The sequence below is a fragment of the Campylobacter concisus genome, assembly GCF_902460665.1.
In the GTDB taxonomy this organism is placed as follows: domain Bacteria; phylum Campylobacterota; class Campylobacteria; order Campylobacterales; family Campylobacteraceae; genus Campylobacter_A; species Campylobacter_A concisus_AL.
Map to the genome: position 1 here is coordinate 516,510 of NZ_CABPUR010000002.1, position 21,548 is coordinate 538,057.

21 protein-coding genes, 1 tRNA gene and 1 pseudogene are annotated in these 21,548 nt (G+C 36.8%); 7 read left to right on the plus strand and 16 right to left on the minus strand.

The features are described from left to right. Positions 1 to 11: 11 nt before the first annotated feature. The gene (gene queC / locus F3G66_RS05925) at positions 12 to 725 is read left to right on the plus strand and encodes a 7-cyano-7-deazaguanine synthase QueC (RefSeq protein WP_262481514.1); all 714 of its coding nucleotides are present in this window, start codon (positions 12 to 14) and stop codon (positions 723 to 725) included. Between the two features lie 220 nt (positions 726 to 945). Here queC and mrdA read toward each other — a convergent pair whose 3' ends face one another. The 13 genes from mrdA to F3G66_RS05990 all read right to left on the minus strand — a co-directional run bounded on the left by mrdA (position 946) and on the right by F3G66_RS05990 (position 12,563). Then, entirely contained in the window at positions 946 to 2,784 is a 1,839-nt protein-coding gene (gene mrdA, locus F3G66_RS05930; protein ID WP_021090644.1) for a penicillin-binding protein 2, read from the minus strand. Beyond that, positions 2,781 to 3,272 carry a hypothetical protein gene (locus tag F3G66_RS05935; RefSeq protein WP_149707451.1) on the minus strand — a complete coding sequence of 164 codons (492 nt, stop codon included), beginning with the start codon at positions 3,270 to 3,272 and terminating at the stop codon, positions 2,781 to 2,783. The genes mrdA and F3G66_RS05935 overlap by 4 nt, the downstream gene beginning before the upstream one ends. Before the next feature lies 1 nt (position 3,273). After that, a complete protein-coding gene (yihA, locus tag F3G66_RS05940) occupies positions 3,274 to 3,888 on the minus strand; it encodes a ribosome biogenesis GTP-binding protein YihA/YsxC (RefSeq protein ID WP_149707452.1) in 615 nt (204 codons plus the stop codon). Continuing rightward, positions 3,885 to 4,361 (minus strand): lipopolysaccharide transport periplasmic protein LptA, encoded by a 477-nt coding sequence (lptA, locus tag F3G66_RS05945; RefSeq protein ID WP_021090473.1) that lies wholly within the window; start codon positions 4,359 to 4,361, stop codon positions 3,885 to 3,887. Before lptA ends, yihA begins: the two co-directional genes overlap by 4 nt. Next, positions 4,334 to 4,861: an LPS export ABC transporter periplasmic protein LptC gene (locus tag F3G66_RS05950; protein ID WP_149707453.1), complete on the minus strand. Its 528-nt coding sequence runs from the start codon at positions 4,859 to 4,861 to the stop codon at positions 4,334 to 4,336. Before F3G66_RS05950 ends, lptA begins: the two co-directional genes overlap by 28 nt. After that, complete coding sequence (locus F3G66_RS05955) at positions 4,852 to 5,340, minus strand: KdsC family phosphatase (protein ID WP_149707454.1); 489 nt, start codon at positions 5,338 to 5,340, stop codon at positions 4,852 to 4,854. Before F3G66_RS05955 ends, F3G66_RS05950 begins: the two co-directional genes overlap by 10 nt. Next, positions 5,337 to 5,912, minus strand: a complete 576-nt coding sequence (gene hisB / locus F3G66_RS05960; RefSeq protein WP_188115842.1) for an imidazoleglycerol-phosphate dehydratase HisB — start codon at positions 5,910 to 5,912, stop codon at positions 5,337 to 5,339. Before hisB ends, F3G66_RS05955 begins: the two co-directional genes overlap by 4 nt. Positions 5,913 to 5,927: 15 nt before the next feature. Then, positions 5,928 to 6,785, minus strand: coding sequence for a septal ring lytic transglycosylase RlpA family protein (locus F3G66_RS05965; protein ID WP_149707456.1), 858 nt, complete (start codon positions 6,783 to 6,785; stop codon positions 5,928 to 5,930). Continuing rightward, positions 6,772 to 7,983, minus strand: a complete 1,212-nt coding sequence (locus F3G66_RS05970; RefSeq protein WP_084040887.1) for a lytic transglycosylase domain-containing protein — start codon at positions 7,981 to 7,983, stop codon at positions 6,772 to 6,774. The genes F3G66_RS05965 and F3G66_RS05970 overlap by 14 nt, the downstream gene beginning before the upstream one ends. A gap of 64 nt (positions 7,984 to 8,047) precedes the next feature. Then, positions 8,048 to 8,833: a TatD family hydrolase gene (locus tag F3G66_RS05975; protein ID WP_149707457.1), complete on the minus strand. Its 786-nt coding sequence runs from the start codon at positions 8,831 to 8,833 to the stop codon at positions 8,048 to 8,050. Further along, entirely contained in the window at positions 8,830 to 10,086 is a 1,257-nt protein-coding gene (locus F3G66_RS05980) for a GGDEF domain-containing response regulator (RefSeq protein WP_149707458.1), read from the minus strand. The genes F3G66_RS05975 and F3G66_RS05980 overlap by 4 nt, the downstream gene beginning before the upstream one ends. 88 nt (positions 10,087 to 10,174) lie before the next feature. Then, complete coding sequence (locus F3G66_RS05985; protein WP_188115835.1) at positions 10,175 to 11,695, minus strand: AAA family ATPase; 1,521 nt, start codon at positions 11,693 to 11,695, stop codon at positions 10,175 to 10,177. Then, positions 11,688 to 12,563: an NAD(+) kinase gene (locus F3G66_RS05990; RefSeq protein ID WP_149707459.1), complete on the minus strand. Its 876-nt coding sequence runs from the start codon at positions 12,561 to 12,563 to the stop codon at positions 11,688 to 11,690. The genes F3G66_RS05985 and F3G66_RS05990 overlap by 8 nt, the downstream gene beginning before the upstream one ends. A 92-nt stretch (positions 12,564 to 12,655) precedes the next feature. On the opposite strand from F3G66_RS05990, the gene aspS reads away from it, so the two are divergent. The 6 genes from aspS to F3G66_RS06020 all read left to right on the plus strand — a co-directional run bounded on the left by aspS (position 12,656) and on the right by F3G66_RS06020 (position 16,971). Continuing rightward, complete coding sequence (gene aspS, locus F3G66_RS05995) at positions 12,656 to 14,413, plus strand: aspartate--tRNA ligase (RefSeq protein WP_148798168.1); 1,758 nt, start codon at positions 12,656 to 12,658, stop codon at positions 14,411 to 14,413. Positions 14,414 to 14,600: 187 nt separating this feature from the next. Further along, a complete protein-coding gene (locus tag F3G66_RS06000) occupies positions 14,601 to 15,170 on the plus strand; it encodes an adenylate kinase (RefSeq protein ID WP_149707460.1) in 570 nt (189 codons plus the stop codon). A 137-nt stretch (positions 15,171 to 15,307) separates the two neighbouring features. Next, a complete protein-coding gene (locus F3G66_RS06005) occupies positions 15,308 to 15,772 on the plus strand; it encodes a hypothetical protein (protein WP_149707461.1) in 465 nt (154 codons plus the stop codon). 71 nt (positions 15,773 to 15,843) lie between these two features. Continuing rightward, the gene (locus tag F3G66_RS06010) at positions 15,844 to 16,182 is read left to right on the plus strand and encodes a NirD/YgiW/YdeI family stress tolerance protein (RefSeq protein WP_149707462.1); all 339 of its coding nucleotides are present in this window, start codon (positions 15,844 to 15,846) and stop codon (positions 16,180 to 16,182) included. A gap of 70 nt (positions 16,183 to 16,252) precedes the next feature. After that, on the plus strand, positions 16,253 to 16,771 hold the full coding sequence (gene ppa, locus F3G66_RS06015; RefSeq protein WP_072594769.1) for an inorganic diphosphatase: 519 nt from the start codon (positions 16,253 to 16,255) through the stop codon (positions 16,769 to 16,771). A 123-nt stretch (positions 16,772 to 16,894) separates the two neighbouring features. Next, positions 16,895 to 16,971, plus strand: a tRNA-Ile gene (locus F3G66_RS06020). Positions 16,972 to 17,082: 111 nt separating this feature from the next. On the opposite strand, the gene F3G66_RS06025 is transcribed toward F3G66_RS06020, so the two are convergent. From F3G66_RS06025 to F3G66_RS09450, 3 genes and pseudogenes are all read right to left on the minus strand, one after another. After that, the gene (locus tag F3G66_RS06025; RefSeq protein WP_149707463.1) at positions 17,083 to 17,742 is read right to left on the minus strand and encodes a M48 family metallopeptidase; all 660 of its coding nucleotides are present in this window, start codon (positions 17,740 to 17,742) and stop codon (positions 17,083 to 17,085) included. Continuing rightward, positions 17,732 to 20,809, minus strand: coding sequence for a type I restriction endonuclease subunit R (locus tag F3G66_RS06030; RefSeq protein ID WP_149707464.1), 3,078 nt, complete (start codon positions 20,807 to 20,809; stop codon positions 17,732 to 17,734). Before F3G66_RS06030 ends, F3G66_RS06025 begins: the two co-directional genes overlap by 11 nt. Beyond that, positions 20,806 to 21,548, minus strand: a pseudogene (locus F3G66_RS09450) (hypothetical protein); the annotation flags it as partial. The gene F3G66_RS06030 and the pseudogene F3G66_RS09450, both read right to left, overlap by 4 nt.

The window sequence follows — 21,548 nt, forward strand, 5'->3', positions numbered from 1 at the left end:
TTAGTAACTTTTTGTATAATTCTAGCAAAAATAAAAGGCAAAATATGAAAAAAGCAGTTTGTATAATGAGCGGCGGTATGGATAGCACGCTTTGTGCTGTAATGGCAAAAAAGGATGGATATGATATTGTAGCACTTCATTTTGACTATGGCCAAAGAACGATGAAACGCGAAAAACGTGCGTTTAACGAAATTTGTGAAAGACTAAGCATTGCAAAAAAGATGAGTCTAGATGTTAGCTTTATTGCCCAAATAGGCGGAAATTCTTTAACCGATGAAAGCTTGCAAATAAGAAAAGACGGAGTGGAAAAAGATGTGCCAAATACTTACGTGCCTTTTCGAAATGGTATTTTTATCTCGGTCGCTGCTGCACTTGCTGAAAAAGAAAATGCACAAGCTATCTATATCGGAGTCGTAGAAGAAGATAGTTCAGGCTATCCTGACTGCAAAGAAAGCTTCATAAAAAGCATAAACGAGGCTATAAATTTGGGTACATCACCTAGTTTTTCATGCGAGATAATTACTCCACTTGTAAATTTAAGCAAAGCTGACATCGTAGCAAAGTCGCTTGAGCTTGGCTCGCCACTAGAGCTTACTTGGAGCTGCTACGAGAGTGAGGACGAGGCATGCGGACTTTGTGATAGCTGCAGGCTAAGGCTAAATGGCTTTAAAAAGGCAAATACCACTGATAAAATCTCATATAAAAATCAAAAATTTTCCTTATGAGCCTCTAAAAGTGGTAAATTATTAAGCAAGAGCATTTAACGAATTTAAAGATACATCAACACTTAGACTCTTGCTAGCCACCAAAAACATAAATTCTCGATCAAGCTTGCCAAAATTTAATAAAGAGGATTAAAACTTAGTTGATAATTTTAGCCAAAACGCACTAAGCACAAGGTAAAAATTTTCAGTAAGTGGTTGCTACTACAGCTTTTTAGTGATCTTATTTTTTCTTATTGTCTTGTTTTTTATTTTGATCGCTTTGGATTTTTTCTAAATTTATATATCCCATTTCAACGAGTTTATTATAAATTTGAGCGATTTTTGGCCCAGCCGCACTTCCGCCATGGCCACCATGCTCGATAACCATTGTGATAACGTATTGCGGATCTTCATAAGGCGCATATGTAGTCATCCATGCATGAGATCTTTGCAAATACGCCATATCCTCCTCTTTCATACGTTTCTTTTCAGTTTGAGAAATTCCAACGACCTGGGCAGTACCGGTCTTTGCAGCAACTTTAACTAGGCTTCCAATAAAATGCCTATTTGCCGTACCTCTTGGGTGATTTGCCACTTCATACATTGCATGCCTAATAGCTGGTAGTTGTGATTTTTCAAACGGCGTAAAAGCATCATCTGTTGGCGTAAAATCAACATCCTTGTCATCAATGCTCTTTAAAAAATGTGGAGTCACATTTAGCCCAGTTGCAAGGCCTGCTGTATATTTTGCTACTTGCATAGGCGTGACCAAGAAATTTCCCTGGCCGATAGAAGTAATGAGGGTCTCACCTTGAAACCACGCTTTGCCATACTTCCTCATCTTCCACTCTCTACTTGGCAAAGTCCCCACAAACTCATTTGGCAAATCAACCTCTGTTTTTCTACCAAATCCCATACGCTCCAGTATCGGCACAATAGCGTCGATCCCTATCTTTTGACTACCTTTATAAAAATAATCATCACAGCTCTCTCTAATTGCCGTATTCATATTAACATTTCCATGTCCGTGAGAGTTCCAGCAGCGGAATTTACGTCCTCCAAGCTCATACGAGCCACTGCAAAAAAAGCTATCATATTTACTCATGCCATTATCCAAAAACGCAAGCGCCATACCCATTTTTACGACAGAACCTGGCGGATAAAGGCCGTTTATTAGCTTATTTGTAAAAGGGTGATCGACGTTTTTTACAAGCTCTTCCCATTCAGGCTGAGAAATTCCAAGCACAAATGGATTTAGATCATACTCTGGAAAGCTACCAGCAGCTATGATAGCACCGTCTTTTAGACTCATAACTATGACACTTCCTGCATCCTTGCCAAAGACATCAGCCACAAACTGCTGAAGCTCAAGATCAACTGCAAGCTTGATGTTTTGACTTTGTGGTGCTTGATAGTTTATCTGTTCGATCTCTTCATTTAAGGCATTTACCTTTATCTTTTTAAACCCTTGAATTCCTTGTAAGATCGGATTATAAAACCTTTCCACGCCACTTCTTCCAATATAATTTGTAAGCTTTGTCAAAGGATCATTATCCATATCTTTTTGATTTGCCCTACCGACATAGCCGATGATGTGAGAAGCTAGATCGTTATACGGATAGTGGCGTTTTGAAGCGGGCCTTATCTCTAAATTTTCACGCAAAGAAAGTGATGCAAAAAATGGCAAAAATTTATCATAATCAATAAATTCGACCACATTTATAAAATCTTGGTTATAAGCCGAGTCATTTTTTATGTATTCATTTTTAAGCTTTGTAACATTTAGATCACTAAATAGTGAGCCAATGTAAGCTAGCTCATCATCTAAAATTTTTACCTTTTTATTAGCACTTAAATGAGGTCTAATGGATACCGAAAAACCAAGACGATTAACAGCCATTGGCTTATCATGTGCGTCAAAAATGATACCCCTAACTGGCGGAATATAAATAGTCTTTATAGCGTTTTGCTCTGCAATCTCGTTGTAGTAGGTATTTGAGTTGATGCTTAGGTGATAAATTCGTCCCAAAAGTATAATCCAAAAAAGAGCGATCACACTAAAGACGATGCGCATCCTCATAGCACTTTATCCCTAAAAAGAACGATAGCAAGGATACTTTCAAATGCTATAAAAAATAGATATTCAGACGAAAATGCTAAATTTTGCTCATTTAAAACGTAAGCAAATAGATTATTTACAAGAAATGTTAAAGTATATCCAGCTGTTACAAAGATGATAAGTAGGCAGTTTCGCCACTTCATCGTGGTATAGAGCCAGTCTAAAATAAAATTATAAAAAAGCAAAAATGCAATAATCGTTGAAAAAAGATGAAATCCATGGATTTGCTCAGCAAATATTATAAAAATTATCGCAAAGTACCAATTGTGCTTAAACTCGTCGTATTGCTTTTGTTTTCTTGAATACTCCAAAATCATATAAGTAAAAAAAATACCAATGAGTGGTGGCAAAAAGCCAAATTGCGTAGTTGCGATCTCGTATGAGAATAAAAAAACAGCCCACCAAAATTCTTTAAAAATTTTAACATCTAAGCTGCTTATGGTTTGCATTTTATCTACCAAGAGCGTTATTTATGATAGCTTCTCTAGCCTTTTCGATACCGCTTTTATTAAGAGTTGAGACCAAGATACCGCTTGGATCAAATTTCATTACCGCACTCTTTTGGCTTTGATTTAGCTTATCGCTTTTTGTATATAAATTTAAAATTTTCTGATCAGCTCTTAAAAAGCTTTTTAGATAAGCATCCACATTTACGTCTATATCTAAATCAAAATGCCTAGCATCAATTAGATGTATAAAAAGTCTTATGTCGCTTCTAAATTTCAAAAACTCATCTAAATTTTTACGCCATTCATCATGCTTTGACTTTGCCACTTTTGCATAGCCAAAGCCTGGCAAATCAACCAAAATGAGCTTAAATTTATCTTTTTCTTCCTGCTCATCTTTTTGCTCACAAAACTCGGCCTCAAAGAAATTTATAAGCTGCGTTTTGCCGGGAGTTGATGAGCTTTTGGCTAAATTTTTTTGATTTACAAGTGTATTTATGAGGCTACTTTTACCAACATTTGATCTGCCTAAAAAGACGACTTCGCTTGTTACGAAGCTTGGAGCCTCTTTTATGCTTGGACTTGATGTGATAAATTTAGCACTTAGTGGCCTTATCACTTATCTTTTTCCTCTACCTGAAAGATAAACTTAACAGGCTTTTTCTCATCACTATTTACACTATATGTGCCATCTTTTTGGTTAACAACTATCTTTTCACCATAAACATTTTTATCAGTTTCTACCTCATGCAAATAGCCATTTCCACTAACAGTATAGACCTGTTTTGCTGGCTCGTATGTAAGAGTATTGCCTTTGCCATCGTAGTGCTTATCTTTTATAAAAATTTTTGCTCTAGCATTGCCAGTGGCCACATATTTTATAGGTTGACGTTTTTTGTCAAAATAGACGACCACTTTGTCTGCCTTAAGCTCATCAAATGAGCCCTTTTTGATATTTACATTACCTATAAATTCACTAGTTTGCTTATTCTCATCTGCAAAAAAATCATTTGATGTGATCTCGACTTGCTCTGCATTTAAAAATGTAAAACCCAATATCACCGCTAAAATCGCTGATTTTCTTCTACCCATGCCCTTAACCCTTTTACCTGCGTTTGTTTTTTAGCAAGATCATAGCTTCCACTCTCGCCCAGTGCCTTATCATTATTTCTTATGAGCGTGAAATTTGCTTCAGATCTTACTATTTTTGTTTTTGTTCCATATATCACTTCGTCACTTATAAATCTCAAACTATCGTTGTTTTCATAGTTCGCATTCTTTTGAAAGATGATTTCATCATTTTGTGAGATTGCTTTGTCTGAGCTTAGAAAATGTTTTAAATTTCCTCTTAAAATTTTTGCTTTAAAACTCAAAAATTCATCTTTATCATTGTATCTATTTAGCTCATCAGCCTCGTAGACTCCGCTTATTTTCGTGGAATTTATCTCATAATCTATCACGTCATTTATCTGCATATTTGATATCTTTGTGTCGATCTTTAAAACATTTGCAAGGTATGGATCTTGAGCCGCCAAAAATATCATCACGGCACTAAAAATTGCCACGACGAAGTAAAAAATTTTTACAACCAACGCTTAGACCACTCGTCATATAAATTTTCTGATTTTATAATAAGCTCGATCATTTCTCTAACCGCGCCATTGCCACCTTTGTGCTTTAGTTTTGTCTTTACATCAAGCTCTTTTATCGCATCTTTTGGCTTAAAACTCCAAGCAACTGCATTTAAAATTTTATAGTCATTGTAGTCATCGCCGATAGCTGCTGCGTTTTTAAAGCCAAGCCCTTCAAATTTTAATATCTCACTCGCCACTTCAAATTTATCACCAACGCCTTGATAGACGTGATTTATCTTTAGATCTTCAGCCCTTCGCTCAACGATGGCTGACTTTCTGCCAGTGATGATAGCTACTTTTTTGCCAAGTTTTAGCCAGCTCTCTATCGCGTAACCATCTTTTACATCAAAAAATTTAAGCTCTTCACCATTTGCATTATAGATGATCTTGCCATCAGTCATGCAGCCATCAACATCTAAAAATATAATCTCTATCATAAAACACCCTTTGTGCTTGGTGTGCCTATCCTTGCGTTTTTAGCAAGTGCTCTACGAAGTGCTACGGCAAATGATTTAAATGTTGCTTCGATTATGTGGTGAGTGTTTTTACCGCGAATTTGATTTAGATGAAGCGTGATACCAGAATTTACAGTAACTGCCCTAAAAAACTCTTCCACAAGCTCAGTGTCAAACTCCCCTACTTTGGCATTTTCATTAAAATTTTCATAGACAAGATAGGCTCTATTGCTAAGATCTAGCGCGCAAAAAACAGCCGCCTCGTCCATAACAACGCTCGCTTCACCAAATCTCTCAACGCCACTTAAAGGATATAAAGCCTCTTTTAAAAGCTGACCCAAAACTATGCCAACATCCTCAACGCTGTGGTGAAAATCCACATGCGTGTCGCCCTTGCATGAAATTTCGAGATCAAGCAATGAGTGCTTTGTAAAAGCTTCAAGCATATGATCAAAAAAGCCTATGCCAGTGTTTATTTTTGCAACTCCAGATCCGTAAATTTTAAGCTTCATTGAGATTTGTGTCTCTTTTGTATTTCTAGTTAGTTCTAAAATTTCTTCTCTCACGCCCTAACCTCTTACTATAAATGCACCTTGGAATTTACCGCTTCTTGCATAATCCCTAGCCTCGTCCTCGCTTCTAAAACCATGTAAAAATACCCTATAAATGGTCGAGCCATCTATAGTAAATGTCCTAACTACCGACTTATAGCCATCTATGCTTTGATGCTCTCTTTGATATCTGTTTGCACCCTCGAGGTTTTTAAATGAGCCAATTTGCACCATAAAATCTCCACCTACGACCCGTTGCTCTGACGAAATAATAATGCCTCCAGTTGGAGCTGTCGGAGAGACTGGATTTGGCACTTTTATACCAGTGCTTGTTGGTTTTACTTGAGTGTTAATGCTAGCAACAGCATTAATATCTTCATTAAAGCCTATGACTTCCATACTGACTGGAGCCGTGCCTGTACCGATAATATCAAGTTTAGTTGCAGCCGCCTTTGAAAGGTCTAAAACTCTATCAGCCACAAAAGGTCCACGATCATTTACGCGAACAATGACGCTTTTTTGATTTCTTAAATTTGTTACCTTAAGGATCGTATTCATCGGCAAAGTTTTGTGTGCTGCGGTCATGTTGTACATATTATAAATTTCGCCGTTTGAGGTTGTTTTACCATGAAAATTTGGACCATACCAGCTTGCTGTGCCACTTGCCTTATCGCCCACACTTACAACGGTTGGGTAGTATGTTTTGCCATTTATCGTGTAAGGCCTCATTGTTGCTTTTTGAATAGAAGCTGAATTGTTGCCCTTTACATTAGTTGGGCCACTTGGTGTAAATGGTGCCCCACTCCAAGAGCAACCAGTAACTAGAAGAGTAAAACTTAGTCCTATATAAAATTTTAGGCTCTTATGGTATGACAATATTTGCTCCAACATTTAAATTTGAACTAGCAAAAGAATTTGCATCTTTTAAATCTTTTTCACTCACATTAAATTTTTTAGATAAAGAAGCTATTGTATCACCAGTTTGGACTATATAGTTTTGAGATTTATTTTGTGCGGAAAATGGAATAATTAGTTTTTGATTATAGCTTACGGCATTTGTGCTAAGCTCGTTGTAGTCTTTGATCGCTCTATGACTAACACCTGTTTTTTTAGAGATAGAAAGTAGTGTTTCGCCTTTTTTTACAACATAGGCATAAAAATTATTTTTACCATTAAATGGCTTGAAATTTTCTGCAAAAAGCTGTTTTTTATTTTCAGGAATATAAACATAATAATCTTTTAGAGTTGGTGGAGTAAATACAAATTTTAAATGCGGGTTGTTGTTTTTCATCTTTTTTGTACTAAGGCCGATACTATCGCCTATTTGAGCTAAATTTGTACCACCAGGTACTTTTACTTTTACAAGCTTTAGTCCTCCGTTTATGTTCAATAAAGATGAATCTTTAGACATCAAGAAGTCCGCGTCTTTTGCGGTATATGCTGCTCTTAAAATTTTGATAACAAAATTTCTAGTTTCGGCTGGAAGGTATTTTTTCTCCGCGTCAAGAAGAGTTACAAGGTCATCTGTACCAGCTTTTTGTATGGCTCTTTTTAAGGCACCATCACCGCAGTTATAGGCCATAGCTGCTAGATACCACTTGCCAAATTGATTTTTAAGTGACTTTAGATAATTTGTTGCTGCAATAGTAGACTCTACTGGATCTTTTCTCTCATCGACATACTGTCCTACCTTTAGACCATGCAGTCTAGCCGTTTGCTCCATAAACTGCCACATGCCAGTAGCTTTTGCGTTTGAGACTGTATGATTTGAAAAGCCTGATTCTATCATAGCTAGATAAAAGAATGACTCAGGTACGCCTGATTTTTTGATCTGCTCTTTTACCATCGGTATATACATATAACCATTTTTTAGAGCTTCTGTAAATGTTTCAAGTTGTGATTGTTTGATACCTTGCCTCATCTTTGCATAGTGAGAAGTCTTCATAAAGCTAGCGTCAATATCCAGCTCTTTTAAAATTTTTACCTGAGTGTCGTATGAGCTCTTTTCAGGCGTATTTGCCAGTAGCAAGGTACTACATGCAAACATTAAAAATATTTTAAGCATTGCTTTCATTTCTATCCTTTTTCGTGTCAAAACTTAAGATGCTAGCATCTTAAACAAGTGCAATGCCCAAAATTTAAGCAAAGCACTTAAACAACCTTTTGGCATTATTTGAAGTTTTTTCACAAACAACTTCAAACTCAAGGTTTAAAATTTCAGCTATCTTTTTAGCAACAAATGTCGTAAACGCCGGCTCATTTCTCTTACCACGATTTGGCTCTGGCGTGAGATAAGGAGCGTCAGTTTCAATAACTATCCTATCAAATGGGATTTTTGGCAAAATTTCAACTAAATTTTTAGCATTTTTAAATGTTAAAACACCGCCTATGCCAAAGTAAAAATTCCCAAATTTACAAAGCTCTAAAAGAAGTGGCGAAGCATTATAACAGTGCAAAATCGCTCCAGCTTCAAGCTTTGGCGCATACTCTTTTAAGATATTAAAAGAGTCCTCATTAGCCTCCCTAATGTGAAGAATAACGGGTTTTTTTAACTCAACAGTCAAATCAAGTTGAGCTAAAAAAATACGTTTTTGATCCTCTTTTTCTTTTATCTTTTCATTTTCATCTTTTGGTAAGCGAAAGTAGTCAAGACCGCATTCACCAATCGCCACACACTTTTCATCTTTAGCAAAATTTCTTAAAATTTCAATACTAAAACTCTCTTTATCATATGGATGAACTCCAGCGGCAAAGAAAATGTCAGAATTTTCACGCGCTATTTTAGCCGCTTTTGGTAAATCATTAATATCAGCTCCCGGGATAATAAAGCCTTTTAGCCCTAAATTTCTAGCTTCATCTAAAATTTTATCAAGATCAGGATCATAAACTTTACTATCCAAATGACAATGTGTATCTATAATCATAAAGCTATTTCTACTCTGTTTCTACCATTTTCTTTTGCGGTGTCAAGTGCTGAATCGCAAGCCTCAAGCATATCGTCTATCTCGCAATGCCCATTGCCAAAAGATACACCTATTGATATAGTAACTTTTACTTTTTCCTTTTTTATAGTTACTTCATTTTCAGCCACTTTGGCTCGTAAATTTACAAAAAATTTAACAGCTTCTTCTTTATTTATCTTTTTAAGGACAACGCAAAATTCTTCGCCGCCAAATCTAGCAACAATATCACTTCCTTTTGTATTGTCATTTAAAATTTTTGCAATTGATTTTAGTACCCTATCTCCACCATCGTGGCCATATTTATCATTTATCTTTTTGAAATAATCAACATCAATCATTGCAAAAGCGTAAGGCTCATTAGTCTCTTCAGCTACTTGAACATACTCTTCTACATCAGAATAAAAAAATCTTCTATTATAAACTCCGGTTAAGAAGTCGCGATTTGCAAAATTTGCTATCTTGTTTATATTTTCCATCGCTTCGATCGTGTTATTAACACGGCATATTAGCTCTTCTTTTGAAAATGGTTTTGCTATAAAATCGCTCGCACCATTTTTTAAAAATATTGATGCGTCAGTCTTTTCGCTAGGAGATGTCATAACGATTACGCCAAGACTATTTTTATCTTTTTCTTTTCTAACCTCTTTTAAAACTTCAAGGCCGTCTTTTACCGGCATTCTATAATCAGTTATTATAAGATTGATATCAGGATTATCCGCAAAATAATTCATTGCCTCTTCGCCATGAGCTGCGGCCAAAACCTTAAACTGAAGGCTAGTTAATATCTTTTTTATCATATTTCTAAAAGGGAGTGAGTCTTCGACAACCAAAACCTTGTATTGTCTATTTTTGCTCAGTCTATTTATCATTTGAAAGATATAGTTGATATCGTCCATATTTCCTTTATAAACATAATCCACAATATCTTTATTTATAAAATTTTGCCTTGTTTCATCATCAATGCTACCTGTTAAAACGATGGCCGAAAGTCCTTTGGAAAGTGCATAATCAACAATTTCGCCATTTGGAGCATCTGGTAAATTTAAATCCAAAATAGTCATAAAATAATCTTTGTCATGCTCGCTAATTAACGTCTTAGCCTCAGCAAAACTGTATGCGACATCAATTGTCATGTCATCGATAGTCTTTTCCATTTGCATAACAATCAGCTTTGCTAACGCCTTATTATCATCAACTACAAGGATTCTTTCCATATTATTCCTACAAAAATTTTTATCAAATTAGTGACGATTTTATCAAATAAATTTATTTACAAAGCTTAAATTAATAATTTAAATTAAGCTACTTTAAAAGCCCTTTAGCAAAATTTATTGCTTCTTCGCTTATATGTTCGCCGCTTATCATACGCGCAAGCTCATTTACGCGCTCCTCTTTGTCAAGCTCTCTTACGACCGAGTCTTCTCTGTGACGCTCTACCAAAAAGTGAGAGTTTGCCTTTGAGCTAAGCTGTGGCTGATGTGAAATGGCAAAAATTTGATAAAAATTTGCAAGCTTAAGCAAGACATTTGCGATGCTCATCGCCTCTTTTCCGCTTAAATTTGCATCTATTTCATCTAAAATGATGACATCACCGCCAGTTTTTGTGATCTCGCTAGAGGCAGCTATGAAGGCTAGCCTTAAGCGGTTTAGCTCGCCTGAGCTTAAATTTTTAAGCGAGGTCTCATTTAAATTTAAACAAATTTCATCAACTCCCAAGATATCAAGCCTTTTAGCCTCAATACTCAGCGTAATATCTGGCATATAAAGCTCTTTTAAATATGAATTTATCATACTCTCAAGTTCTTTTAAATTTACACTCCTTGCCTTGCTTAAGATGCTAGCTAGCTCATTTGCCTTTTTGCTTAAAATTTCAAATTTCTTCTCTAGCTCACTCTTTTCAAAGCTTAAATTTTCATATCTAGCAAGCTCTTTTTCCTTTTTATCAAGCGCTTCTAACGCCTCCTCTTCGCTGCCATATCTTCTGATGATGGCATTTAGCGCCTCTATCCTATCAAGCACGCTTTCCACATCGATATCATCGAGTTCTTCCATATTTAGGCTATCTCTTGCGACCCTTAGCTCGTTCATCGCATCTTCAAAAAAACCATTGTCAAGGTCACTGATGCTTAGCGCCTCATTTACGCTGTGCTCTAGCTCAAATATCCGCTCAGCCCTAGCCCACGCCTCATTTATCTTATCCTTTTTACTAAGCCTCTTTTTAGTCTCCATAAGCTCTTCAAACTCACCTTTTTTAGGTCCCACGCTTCTTATCTTCTCGATCTCAAAGCTAGCAAGCTCCTTTAGCTCCTCGACCTTTTTCTCTTCCTCTTTTATAGTGGCTAGCTCTTTTGAAATTTTAGAAAATTCTAAAAACGCCTCTTCAAATTCTTGTTTTATCTCTTTAAAATTCTCATTTTTTGAAATTTCCAGCCTATCAAGCAAATTTAGGAATTTCTCATTTTCAAACTCGTTTGCCTCTTTTGCCGAGAGATATTTGATGTGCTCGCGCGCCACTTGGGCTAAATTTTTCTTTGAGATGGCTTGTTGGTTTATAAAATACCTCGTGCTCTTATCTTTTAAAAGCTTGAAAATATTGACCTCTTCGTTTTCTATGCCAAACTCATCAAGCTCAAATTTATGCTCCACGTCAGCCTCAATTAGCCTTGCCTCGCTGTCTTTTAGCCCAAAAACAGCCATTATGGCACTCATCAGCACCGACTTGCCAGCGCCACTAACGCCAGTAAATACGCTAAGACCCTCTTTGAAATTTAGCTCGACATTTTTAAAATTTAGATAATCCTTAATCAAAATTCGATCAATCATTATAACCCCAGTGAAGTTTCTCTTTTAAAATTTGAAAATAATCCCTGCCAATATGACGTATCAGCCTCGCTTTTTTATCACTTAGGCTCATGCTGACGGCTGAAATTTTACTCATATCAAAGCGGTCTTGTCCGTCTATAACCAAAATGGCGTCGCTATTTGTTCTAAATTTGACCGTGTGATTTTTCGTAAGCACGACCGGACGCTGTGTAAGTGAGTGCGAGCAGATAGGAGTTACTGTAAAAACTTCGCTCAATGGATAGATAATAGGGCCATTTGCGCTCATGTTATATGCCGTTGTTCCAGCAGGTGTCGCTACTATAACGCCGTCTCCAAAATATGAATTAAAATATTTTTCATTTAAAAGTGCCTCGATATGTGTCATCGAACCGCCATTTTTACTAACGATGACTGCATCGTTAAATGCTATCTTTTGCTCAGTTTTGCCATCATTTTTATGAAGCGCGACATCAAGCATAAAAGGCGTTTCTATCTCAAATTCACCATCAAAAAAGTCTTTAAAAAATTTCTCACTCTCATTAATCATTATGTCGGTTAGAAATCCGAGTCTACCAGCGTGTATGCCAAGGACAAGCGGCGAGATATGAGCTAGCTTTCTACAAGTTGAAATGATCGTGCCATCTCCGCCAAGAGTGATCAAAAATTCGCACTCTTTGGCTAGTTTTATCAGCTCAAAACCATTTTTTTCTATACGCTTAGCACAATTTTTTTCAAGCAAAATTTCTGCGTTATACTTTTTTAAAATTTTTTCTAATTTTTCTAAATCTTGCCTAAATAATGGATAATCTTTAGCAATAAGTCCTACTTTTTTTGTGCAAAAAGTATTAAATTTTTGTTCATTTTTCATGTAAATGATTGTAACATATTTTATTTTAACAAAGCTTTTCAAAAGAAAAAAGCGATTATAATTGCCTAAAAAACATTGCAAAGGAGCATTTTATGCGAAGTCATTATTGCACCGATCTTAGCAAAGCTGACATCGGCAAAGAAGTAATACTTTGTGGCTGGGCAAACACATATAGAGACCACGGTGGCGTCGTTTTCATCGATTTAAGAGACGTTAGCGGGCTTATACAATTAGTTTGCGATCCGGCTGATAGCAAAGAAGCACATGACGTGGCTGCAAAAGTAAGAGATGAATATGTCTTAAAAGCAAAAGGAAAAGTAAGAGCTAGAGGCGAAGGACTAACCAATCCAAAGCTAAAAACTGGCGAGATAGAAGTAATAGTAAGTGAGCTAATCATCGAAAATCCAAGCGAGCCACTACCATTTATGATAGGCGATGAGAGCGTAAATGAGGACATCAGGCTAAAATACCGCTTTTTAGACCTTAGAAGTGAACGCTTGCAAAATATCTTTAAAATGCGTTCTCGCGCGGCGATCGCAGCTAGAAATAGCCTAGACAAAATGGGCTTTATCGAGTTTGAAACTCCAGTTTTAACACGCGCAACTCCAGAAGGTGCGAGAGACTATCTGGTGCCAAGCCGCGTGTATCCAGGTCAGTTTTACGCGCTCCCACAAAGTCCACAGCTATTTAAACAGCTTTTGATGTGTTCTGGCTTTGATAAATATTTCCAAATCGCAAAATGCTTCCGTGACGAGGACTTAAGGGCTGATCGCCAACCAGAATTTACTCAAATAGATATAGAAATGAGCTTTGTCGAGCAAGAAGATATCATAAATATGGCTGAGACGATGCTAAAAGATATATTTAAAGCCTGCGGATACGATATCAAAACGCCATTTAGACGCATGAGCTACAAAGAGGCCACTGAGACTTACGGCTCAGACAAGCCTGATCTTAGATACGATCTAAAAATGATCGATGTTATCGATATTTTCGAGCGCTCAAGCAATGAAATTTTTAGCTCTATCGCAAAAGATAAGAAGAAAAATCGCATCAAAGCACTAAAAGTGCCAAATGGCGACAACATCTTTAGTAAGCGCGAGATGAATAGATTTGAGGAGTTTGTACGTAAATTTGGTGCACAAGGTCTTGGCTACTTCCAAATGAAAGAAGATGGCCTAAAAGGCCCACTTTGCAAATTTTTTGAACAAAGCGATCTTGACGAGATCGTCTCAAGATGTGAGCTAAAAGTTGGCGACGTAGTATTTTTTGGCGCTGGCAAGAAAAAGATCGTGCTTGATTATATGGGAAGATTTAGAATTTTCCTAGCTGAACAAATGGGTATCATCGATCAAGACAAGCTTGAGTTTTTATGGGTGCTTGACTTCCCAATGTTTGAGCAAAATGATGATGGCAGCTACTCTGCGATGCACCATCCATTTACTATGCCAAAAAATATTGACGAACCTGATCTTGAAGACATCCTCTCTATCGCTCACGACGTCGTGCTAAACGGCTTTGAGCTTGGCGGCGGAAGTATAAGAATTCATAAAAATGACATCCAACAAAAGGTCTTTAAGCTTCTTGGTATAGACGAAGAGGAGCAACGTGAGAAATTTGGCTTCTTGCTTGATGCCTTGACATTTGGCGCGCCTCCACACGGTGGTATCGCGATCGGATTTGATAGGCTAAATATGCTTGTAAATAAAGCAGGCTCGATCCGCGATGTTATAGCCTTCCCTAAAACACAGCGTGCTCAGTGCCCACTAACAAAAGCACCAAGCCACGCTAGCAACGAGCAGCTTAGGGAACTAGGACTAAGGATAAGAGAAAAAGAGCAAAAGGCTTAAAATTTTTGCAATAAATTTAGACTTTTAGATGTCTAAATTTGAGTTATTTTATTTTAAAGATTAAATTTTTGAGATGATTTTGGATGTTGTACAGAAAATTTCATCCCAAAGCTAGACATATAGTCTGCTGCAGGGTGAAATTTTCAAACTCATTCAAAGGCGCTCAAAAAATATAAAAAGGGAAAGAATGAAAAATTTATTTTTAATCATCGGCGCTCCAGGCTCCGGCAAAACAACAGACGCGTCACTCATCGCACAACAAGATGAGAAATTTGCGCACTTTTCAACTGGCGATCTTTTAAGAACTGAGGTTGCTAGCGGTAGCGAGCTTGGCAAACTTATAGATGGCTTTATTTCAAAAGGAAATTTAGTTCCGCTTGACGTTGTCGTAAATGCGATTGTATCAGCCATTAAAAGCTCAAATAAATCAAACATTATAATAGACGGCTACCCAAGAAGTGTTGAGCAAATGACTGAACTTGATAAGGTTCTAAGCGAACAAGATGAAATTTCTCTAAAAGGCGTCATAGAAGTAGATGTTAGCGAAGATGTGGCAAGAGCTAGAGTGCTTGGCCGTGCAAGAGGCGCTGATGATAACAACGAAGTGTTTAATAACCGTATGAAAGTATATCTTGATCCGATCAAACCTATCCGCAAATTTTACAGCGAAAAAGAGCTACTTCACGTAGTAAATGGCGAGCGTGGCATTGACGAGATCGTAGCTGATATCAAAAATTTACTAGCTAAACTTTTATAAACTCACAGGCCTTGTATCAAAATGTGCAAGGTCTCAAAGAAATATCATTCAAACATGCTTATTTTTAATTTTATTTTAAATGTAACTTCCCTACAATTCTAAATTTATTTTTAACAGACATAAACAAAGATGAAATTATGCATAAATTTAAATTTATAATACTACTTTCAATCACAACTATTTTTGCTTTTACAGGATGTGCCAAAAAGTATATAGAGATGGTTGAAAAGGATACTACATATAAGTACAGCAGTGCTAAAGCGGTTTGTGGCGAAACTGAACTTGATAAAAAGTTAGAAGGACACATAAATACATTTTTAAAAAAGAAAAACCAATACGGTGACGACCTAATAATAAAATGCGATATACAAAGAACAAAAAATGGAGTTAGGATCCTTAGGCACTTAACCCTAGGCATAGGTGGTGCTGGTAAATCTGAGACTCTCGCAGTCATAAATTTAGTCGATCAAAGTGGCAAAGAGGTGGCTAAATTTAACGTTACTGTCGAGATTAGATATGGCTTTCTTGGTGGTAGCGCAGATAGAGCGCTACCGATTACCGCTAAAAATATCTATAAAATTGTTACAAAAGATTTTATGTAAAAACTTACCTTTTATTAATATCAAAAATGTACTATCCCTTAAAATTTCACAACCAATTTTAAAGGATAAAAATGAAAAAAATTATAATCGCTGCAATATCTGCTAGCATTGCAATGGCTGGAGATTTTGTCTCAAAACACCCAAGCAAAAATGTTATAAGCGTAAAAGATGCCTTAAAACTAAACGACGACACCAAAGTTGTGCTAGAAGGTAAAATAAAATCACATCTAAAATCAGACAAATATGAATTTATTGATAAAAATGGTGATGTCATTGTCGTTGAAATCGACAATGACAAATGGGGCAACATAACAGTCAATGAAGATACACCTTTACGAATAAGAGGCGAGATAGACAAAGACCTTACAAAAACAGAGATTGACGTAGATAGCGTAGAAATCATAAGGTAGTTAAAATTTACACGCATTTAATGCAAAAAATACTAAAATCACGAAAAATTCTAATAAAAAGGACGAATATATGGACGTTTCAAAAATCAAAGCTGGCTCAAATCCAGATAAAATCAATGCCGTAATCGAAATACCTTATGGCTCAAATATCAAATACGAGATCGATAAAGATAGCGGTGCAGTCGTGGTCGATCGCGTGCTTTACTCAGCGATGTTCTACCCAGCAAACTACGGCTTTGTACCAAATACACTTGCGGCTGATGGTGATCCAGCTGATATTTTGGTTCTAAATGAGTATCCACTCCAAGCTGGCAGCGTCATCCCTTGCCGCTTAATAGGCGTTTTGGTGATGGAAGATGAAGCAGGCATGGACGAGAAGCTTTTGGCTGTGCCAGTTACAAAGATCGATCCAAGATATGAAGCGATAAAAAGCTACGAAGATTTACCAGTTGCAACGCTAAATAAAATTAAAAATTTCTTTGAAACTTATAAAATTCTTGAGCCAAACAAATGGGTTAAGGTGAAAGAATTTAAAGATGCAAATGCTGCAAAAGAGATTTTAGACGCTGCGATAAAAAATTATAAATAATTTATAAGCCCTATTTTAGGGCTTTTCTTTTTAAATTTGTTCGTTTTATACTCCACATAAAAAAGGCTATTTTTTATATTTAGATAAGCTTTTTCTTGTATAATACGATTTTCTTTCAACTGTGGGTTCATAGCTCAGTTGGTTAGAGCATCCGGCTCATAACCGGATGGTCCCAGGTTCGAGTCCTGGTGAACCCACCACCTACTTTATCAACATTAAAAAATTAAAAATTTTTCATCACTTTTCCTTAGATTTTAAAATACTTTTAAAATACAAAAATGTTTAATAGTCCAAAATTTAAGCCAAATTTTCTAAGCTCTTTCCAAAATTTCCTTGCGTTTTTGCCAATCAGGCATATAAAGCGTTAGATAGTTATAAAATTTCTTTGAGTGATTTGGATACAGCAGGTGAGCAAGCTCGTGAAATATGACGTACTCGATGCATGCTTTTGGCTTTTTGATAAGCTCTATGTTTAAATTTATATATGATTTATAAGAGTTGCAACTCCCCCATCTTGTTTTCATCTGCCTTATTTTTACGCTTTTGATATCTTGTTTTACTATCTTGTTAAATTCTTGCAAGATATTAAAAAAATATAACGTCGCCTTTTCATGATACCACTCATAGACTAAATTTTCTTTTTGCTCTAGGTCGCTTTTATCTTTCACAAAGAGCTCAAGATAGCCCATTTGTAGCTTTACGCGCTCCTCTTTAGACTGCACAACTTTAAGCCGGTAGCTTCGCCCAAGATATTTAAAGTCCTCGCCGCTTACGTATTCTTTTTTACTCGTCTTAAACGAGGAAAAAAACGCGCGCTTTTGCACTATCCATTTAGCTCTTTTTTTTATGATAAATTTTATATGCTCATCGCTTGCCGTTTTTGGCGCCGTTAGGATCACTTCGCCATTTGGTCTAACTTTTAAGGTGATATTTTTCACCTCTTTTTTGATGATTTTCACCTCATTTGACATAAAAGCTTATCTCTATTCCACGGATAGTTTGGTAAATTTTTTCCTTCTCATCGATAGAAACGCTGTATTCGTCCTCGACATCCCAAAGAGCATCCTCAATCGCGCTTGTTATCTCGTTTTCTACGTCTTTATTTTTGTGCCATTCCGGTTTTTTTGAGGCTTTTTCGTAAATTTCATAAAATTTCAGGCTCAAATTTTTAGCTACCACCTCGACATCCGCAAGCCCCACATCGCCTAAAATATCAAGCAAATTATCATAAATGGCAAACAAAATTTTATTAGCGTTAAATTCTTTTGGATACCTGTCTTCATTTGATTTTAAAGCACCTGTTATAAGGTCTTTTAGCTGTTTTGCTTTGGCAAGCTTTTCCTCTTCGCTTAGCCTTTTTGCTTTATACTCGTCGATGACATCTTGTATCTGCTGCGCTATTGATTTATAAAACGCTGGGTTTGAGTCCATTTTCTCTTTTACCACCGCACTTACGGCGCTGATGATCGTATCAGCCTTTGCGTTTTTGCCCTCAACCCTTTGCACCTCATCGTCAAATTCCGTCTCAAAGATATTTACAAGCTTTGTAAGCTCATTGACCCCTTGTGCATTTACGTAAGTATCAAGTAGCTTTTGCATCTGCGCTTCATATTTGCCAAAGTCACAAGCCTCATGATATCTTAGCTGCACAGCCTTTCTTAGCTCGTTATAAAATTTAACCCTTTGTTTATAAGCTTTGATCTCCTCTTCACTTAAGATATCAGAAATTTTCTCACTTGAAAGCGCTAGTTTAAACGCCCTAGCAAACTGCGATAACCACTCTTTAAAGTCGTCTCGTTTTTGCACGTCCTCTAAAACCGCCACGTAGCTTTCTAGATCGTCTTTAAATTTCACGCCGCTAAAAAGATCGTCTAGATGAGCATAGTAAGTCTTAGCCTTTATGATCTCACTTCTTACGTCTATCACAGCTCCGGTTATATCCTCTGGGTCAAAGCCACTTAGCGAAGCATAGCTAGTAAGCGCCTGATCAAGCTCACCTAAAAGCCCTCTATAATCAATAATGTAGCCGTAGTCTTTCCCGTCATAAAGCCTATTTACTCTAGCTATTGCTTGAAGCAAATTATGCTCTTTTAGCTGTTTATCTATATAAAGCGTGCTTGCTCTTGGCGCGTCAAAGCCAGTTAAAAGCTTATCCACGACTATGAGCAAATCTATCTCGTCGCCATAAACAAATTCATCCTTCACATACTTTAGATACTCTTCCTCGCTGCCGTAGCCCCTTATAGTCTCTTGCCACGCTTTTGCGACATACTCTTTATGCCCACCTTCAAGCTCCTCGTGCTCGTTGCTTGATATGACGTAAGCACTTTTTATCTCTCCAAACTCTTCAAATATCTGATGATATTTTATAGCGTCATATTTTCTTTGAGTAGCCAGCATCGCTTTAAAGCCACTTTTTTTCAAAGTCTTTTTGATGTGCTCATTTATATCCACAGCTATTAGCTCTAGCCTTTGCTCGCTTGATGCCACACGCTCAAATCTCGCCCACTTTTGTTGTAAGTCCATCTTAGCCTCATCACTTAGCTCTCTTGATATGAGATCAAATTTCCTAGTTAGCCCCTCAGGGTCTAGCACCTCTTGCCCCACGTATCGCCCTTCATAAAGTAGCGGCAAGACAGCTCCGTCTTTTACCGCGTCATCTATCGTATATCTATGAATTTCTCCACCAAATTTAGCAAAGCTGTTTTTCTCGCGTTTTAAAAGCGGCGTGCCAGTAAATCCTATATAACAAGCAAGAGGCAACGCCTTTTTCATAGCCTTATGCAGGTCTCCGCCTTGCGTGCGGTGGCTCTCATCCACTAGCACAAATATATCGCCATCTCTTATCACTACCTTTTGGTTTTTCACTTTTTCAAATTTATGCACGAGCGTAGTTATCACGCTAACGCCACTTTGTAGCTTTTCTATCAGATCGCTTCCACTACTTGCTCGCCCTGCTTTTACGTCCGTGTTTTCAAAGGTTTCGTGTATCTGCCCGTCTAGATCTATCCTATCAGTTACGACGATGATCTTTGAGTTTATGTAAATTTGCTTTAAAAGCTTTGTTAGCATCACCATCGTTAGCGACTTGCCGCTTCCTTGCGTGTGCCAGATGAGTCCGCCCGCTCTTGCTCCGTCTTTTTTCGCCGATACCCTCTTTAGCGTCTCTTCGATAGCGAAGAACTGCTGATAGCGGCAAACTTTTTTCATCCTTTTATCAAACACTATATAGTGCCTAACTAGCCTTAGCAGCCTATCTTTAGATAGTAGCACAAAGAGCGTCATATCAAGCGCACTTACCTCTCTATCTTTTACTACGCTCTTTAAGCTCTCTTTTGCTTTTGCTTCGTCTTGTTCTTTCCACACGCTATAAAATTTAAACGGCGTACCAGTAGTGCCGTATCTTGCCCCACTTCCATTTGCCGCGATGGTTAGCTGGATGTATTTAAAAAGGTGCGCTATCTCATCTTTGCCCTGCTCTTTTTCAAGCTGCTTTATGCCGTTTTCAAAGCTCACGCTTGATTTTTTAAGCTCGATCACGACTATTGGTATGCCGTTTATAAAAAGTACAAGATCAGGCCTTCTGTGCTTTTGTGCGTCGCTCTGGCTTACTCTGCTTACTTCAAATTCTTCCGTTACATAAAAATCGTTGTTTTGTAAATTTTCAAAGTCTATAAATTTAAAAGAAAAGCTCCTCCTCGTCCCATCTTCTAAATTTTCTTCTAAACTAGTGCCAAGCAAGAGTAAATTTGTGATCCTTTCGTTTGCGACCATTAGCCCTTCGTTTAAAGATACCCCAGCTAGCTCATCGACCGCTTTTAAGACATTACTTTGGCTAAATTTATACCTCTTGCCCTTATACTCATAGCCGTTTATCTCGCCAAGCTTTTTGGTTAAAATTTCCCTAAACAAAACCTCGCTAGTTTTACCGCCTCGAAGCTTTAAATTTTCCTCCCTGCTTATAAATTTATAGCCCAAGCTTTGAAGCAAATTTATGCTATTTTGCTGGATCTTATTTTCTGAAGTATCTGGGGTCATTTTTTCTCACTTTGACTTAAATTTTTAATAGATTGCGTTATTTCGTTTAATATTGTGCCGTCTCCATGCTTTTTATCTAATGTTTTACTTGCATTGTATGATATTGCGTTTATAGATTCTAAAATTAACTTTTCTAGCAATTCACTATCTTCTTTACCTAGCTCACTAATCTGCTTTTTATAGCTTATATATGATCTAGCCAATGCTTCCTTGTGTGCGTATTCTTGTTCTAGTCTTTGATTTTCACTACGTCTCTTACTGGCATATACAGCGATCCATATCAAAGGCAATGTTATAGGCAAAGAGTGTAGTATGTATTTTGTTATCTCTTCTATCGAACTTAAATTTTTTAATGTAGAAAAAGATAAAAGCGATATAGCAAAAAGGCAACTTATAAATACAATATTCCATATTATAATTGGCCATATAAATTTTTTTCTTTCAACACTATAAGCATTTGCTAACCCTGCGCTAGTTGCACCTTCTAATAATTTTTCTATTTCTTCTTCAAAGGCTTTGTGTTTTGAGTCGTGTTCTTCTTTAAGTTCATTTAACTTATTTATTTGATCGTTTTTAAATTCCTCAAGTTCATTCTTTCTTGTTGCCAATTCTTGTTCTAATCCTCCTATTCTTTTTCCTTCTTCTTCATCAAATTTTCCAAAAATTTTTACATAAAATTTTTCAAGATCTTCCAAATCCTTATTTGTTTCCGTTAAATACTTTTTAGTTAAATTTATAT

Excerpts from the sequence above, each read along its gene's own strand:
- mrdA (WP_021090644.1), bottom strand. The coding sequence starts at position 2,784 with ATGAGGATGCGCATCGTCTTTAGTGTGATCGCTCTTTTTTGGATTATA.
- F3G66_RS05935 (WP_149707451.1), bottom strand. The coding sequence starts at position 3,272 with ATGCAAACCATAAGCAGCTTAGATGTTAAAATTTTTAAAGAATTTTGG.
- lptA (WP_021090473.1), bottom strand. The coding sequence starts at position 4,361 with ATGGGTAGAAGAAAATCAGCGATTTTAGCGGTGATATTGGGTTTTACA.
- F3G66_RS05955 (WP_149707454.1), bottom strand. The coding sequence starts at position 5,340 with ATGATAGAGATTATATTTTTAGATGTTGATGGCTGCATGACTGATGGC.
- F3G66_RS05970 (WP_084040887.1), bottom strand. The coding sequence starts at position 7,983 with ATGAAAGCAATGCTTAAAATATTTTTAATGTTTGCATGTAGTACCTTG.
- F3G66_RS05975 (WP_149707457.1), bottom strand. The coding sequence starts at position 8,833 with ATGATTATAGATACACATTGTCATTTGGATAGTAAAGTTTATGATCCT.
- F3G66_RS05980 (WP_149707458.1), bottom strand. The coding sequence starts at position 10,086 with ATGGAAAGAATCCTTGTAGTTGATGATAATAAGGCGTTAGCAAAGCTG.
- F3G66_RS05985 (WP_188115835.1), bottom strand. The coding sequence starts at position 11,695 with ATGATTGATCGAATTTTGATTAAGGATTATCTAAATTTTAAAAATGTC.
- F3G66_RS05990 (WP_149707459.1), bottom strand. The coding sequence starts at position 12,563 with ATGAAAAATGAACAAAAATTTAATACTTTTTGCACAAAAAAAGTAGGA.
- aspS (WP_148798168.1), top strand. The coding sequence starts at position 12,656 with ATGCGAAGTCATTATTGCACCGATCTTAGCAAAGCTGACATCGGCAAA.
- F3G66_RS06000 (WP_149707460.1), top strand. The coding sequence starts at position 14,601 with ATGAAAAATTTATTTTTAATCATCGGCGCTCCAGGCTCCGGCAAAACA.
- F3G66_RS06005 (WP_149707461.1), top strand. The coding sequence starts at position 15,308 with ATGCATAAATTTAAATTTATAATACTACTTTCAATCACAACTATTTTT.
- F3G66_RS06010 (WP_149707462.1), top strand. The coding sequence starts at position 15,844 with ATGAAAAAAATTATAATCGCTGCAATATCTGCTAGCATTGCAATGGCT.
- ppa (WP_072594769.1), top strand. The coding sequence starts at position 16,253 with ATGGACGTTTCAAAAATCAAAGCTGGCTCAAATCCAGATAAAATCAAT.
- F3G66_RS06025 (WP_149707463.1), bottom strand. The coding sequence starts at position 17,742 with ATGTCAAATGAGGTGAAAATCATCAAAAAAGAGGTGAAAAATATCACC.
- F3G66_RS06030 (WP_149707464.1), bottom strand. The coding sequence starts at position 20,809 with ATGACCCCAGATACTTCAGAAAATAAGATCCAGCAAAATAGCATAAAT.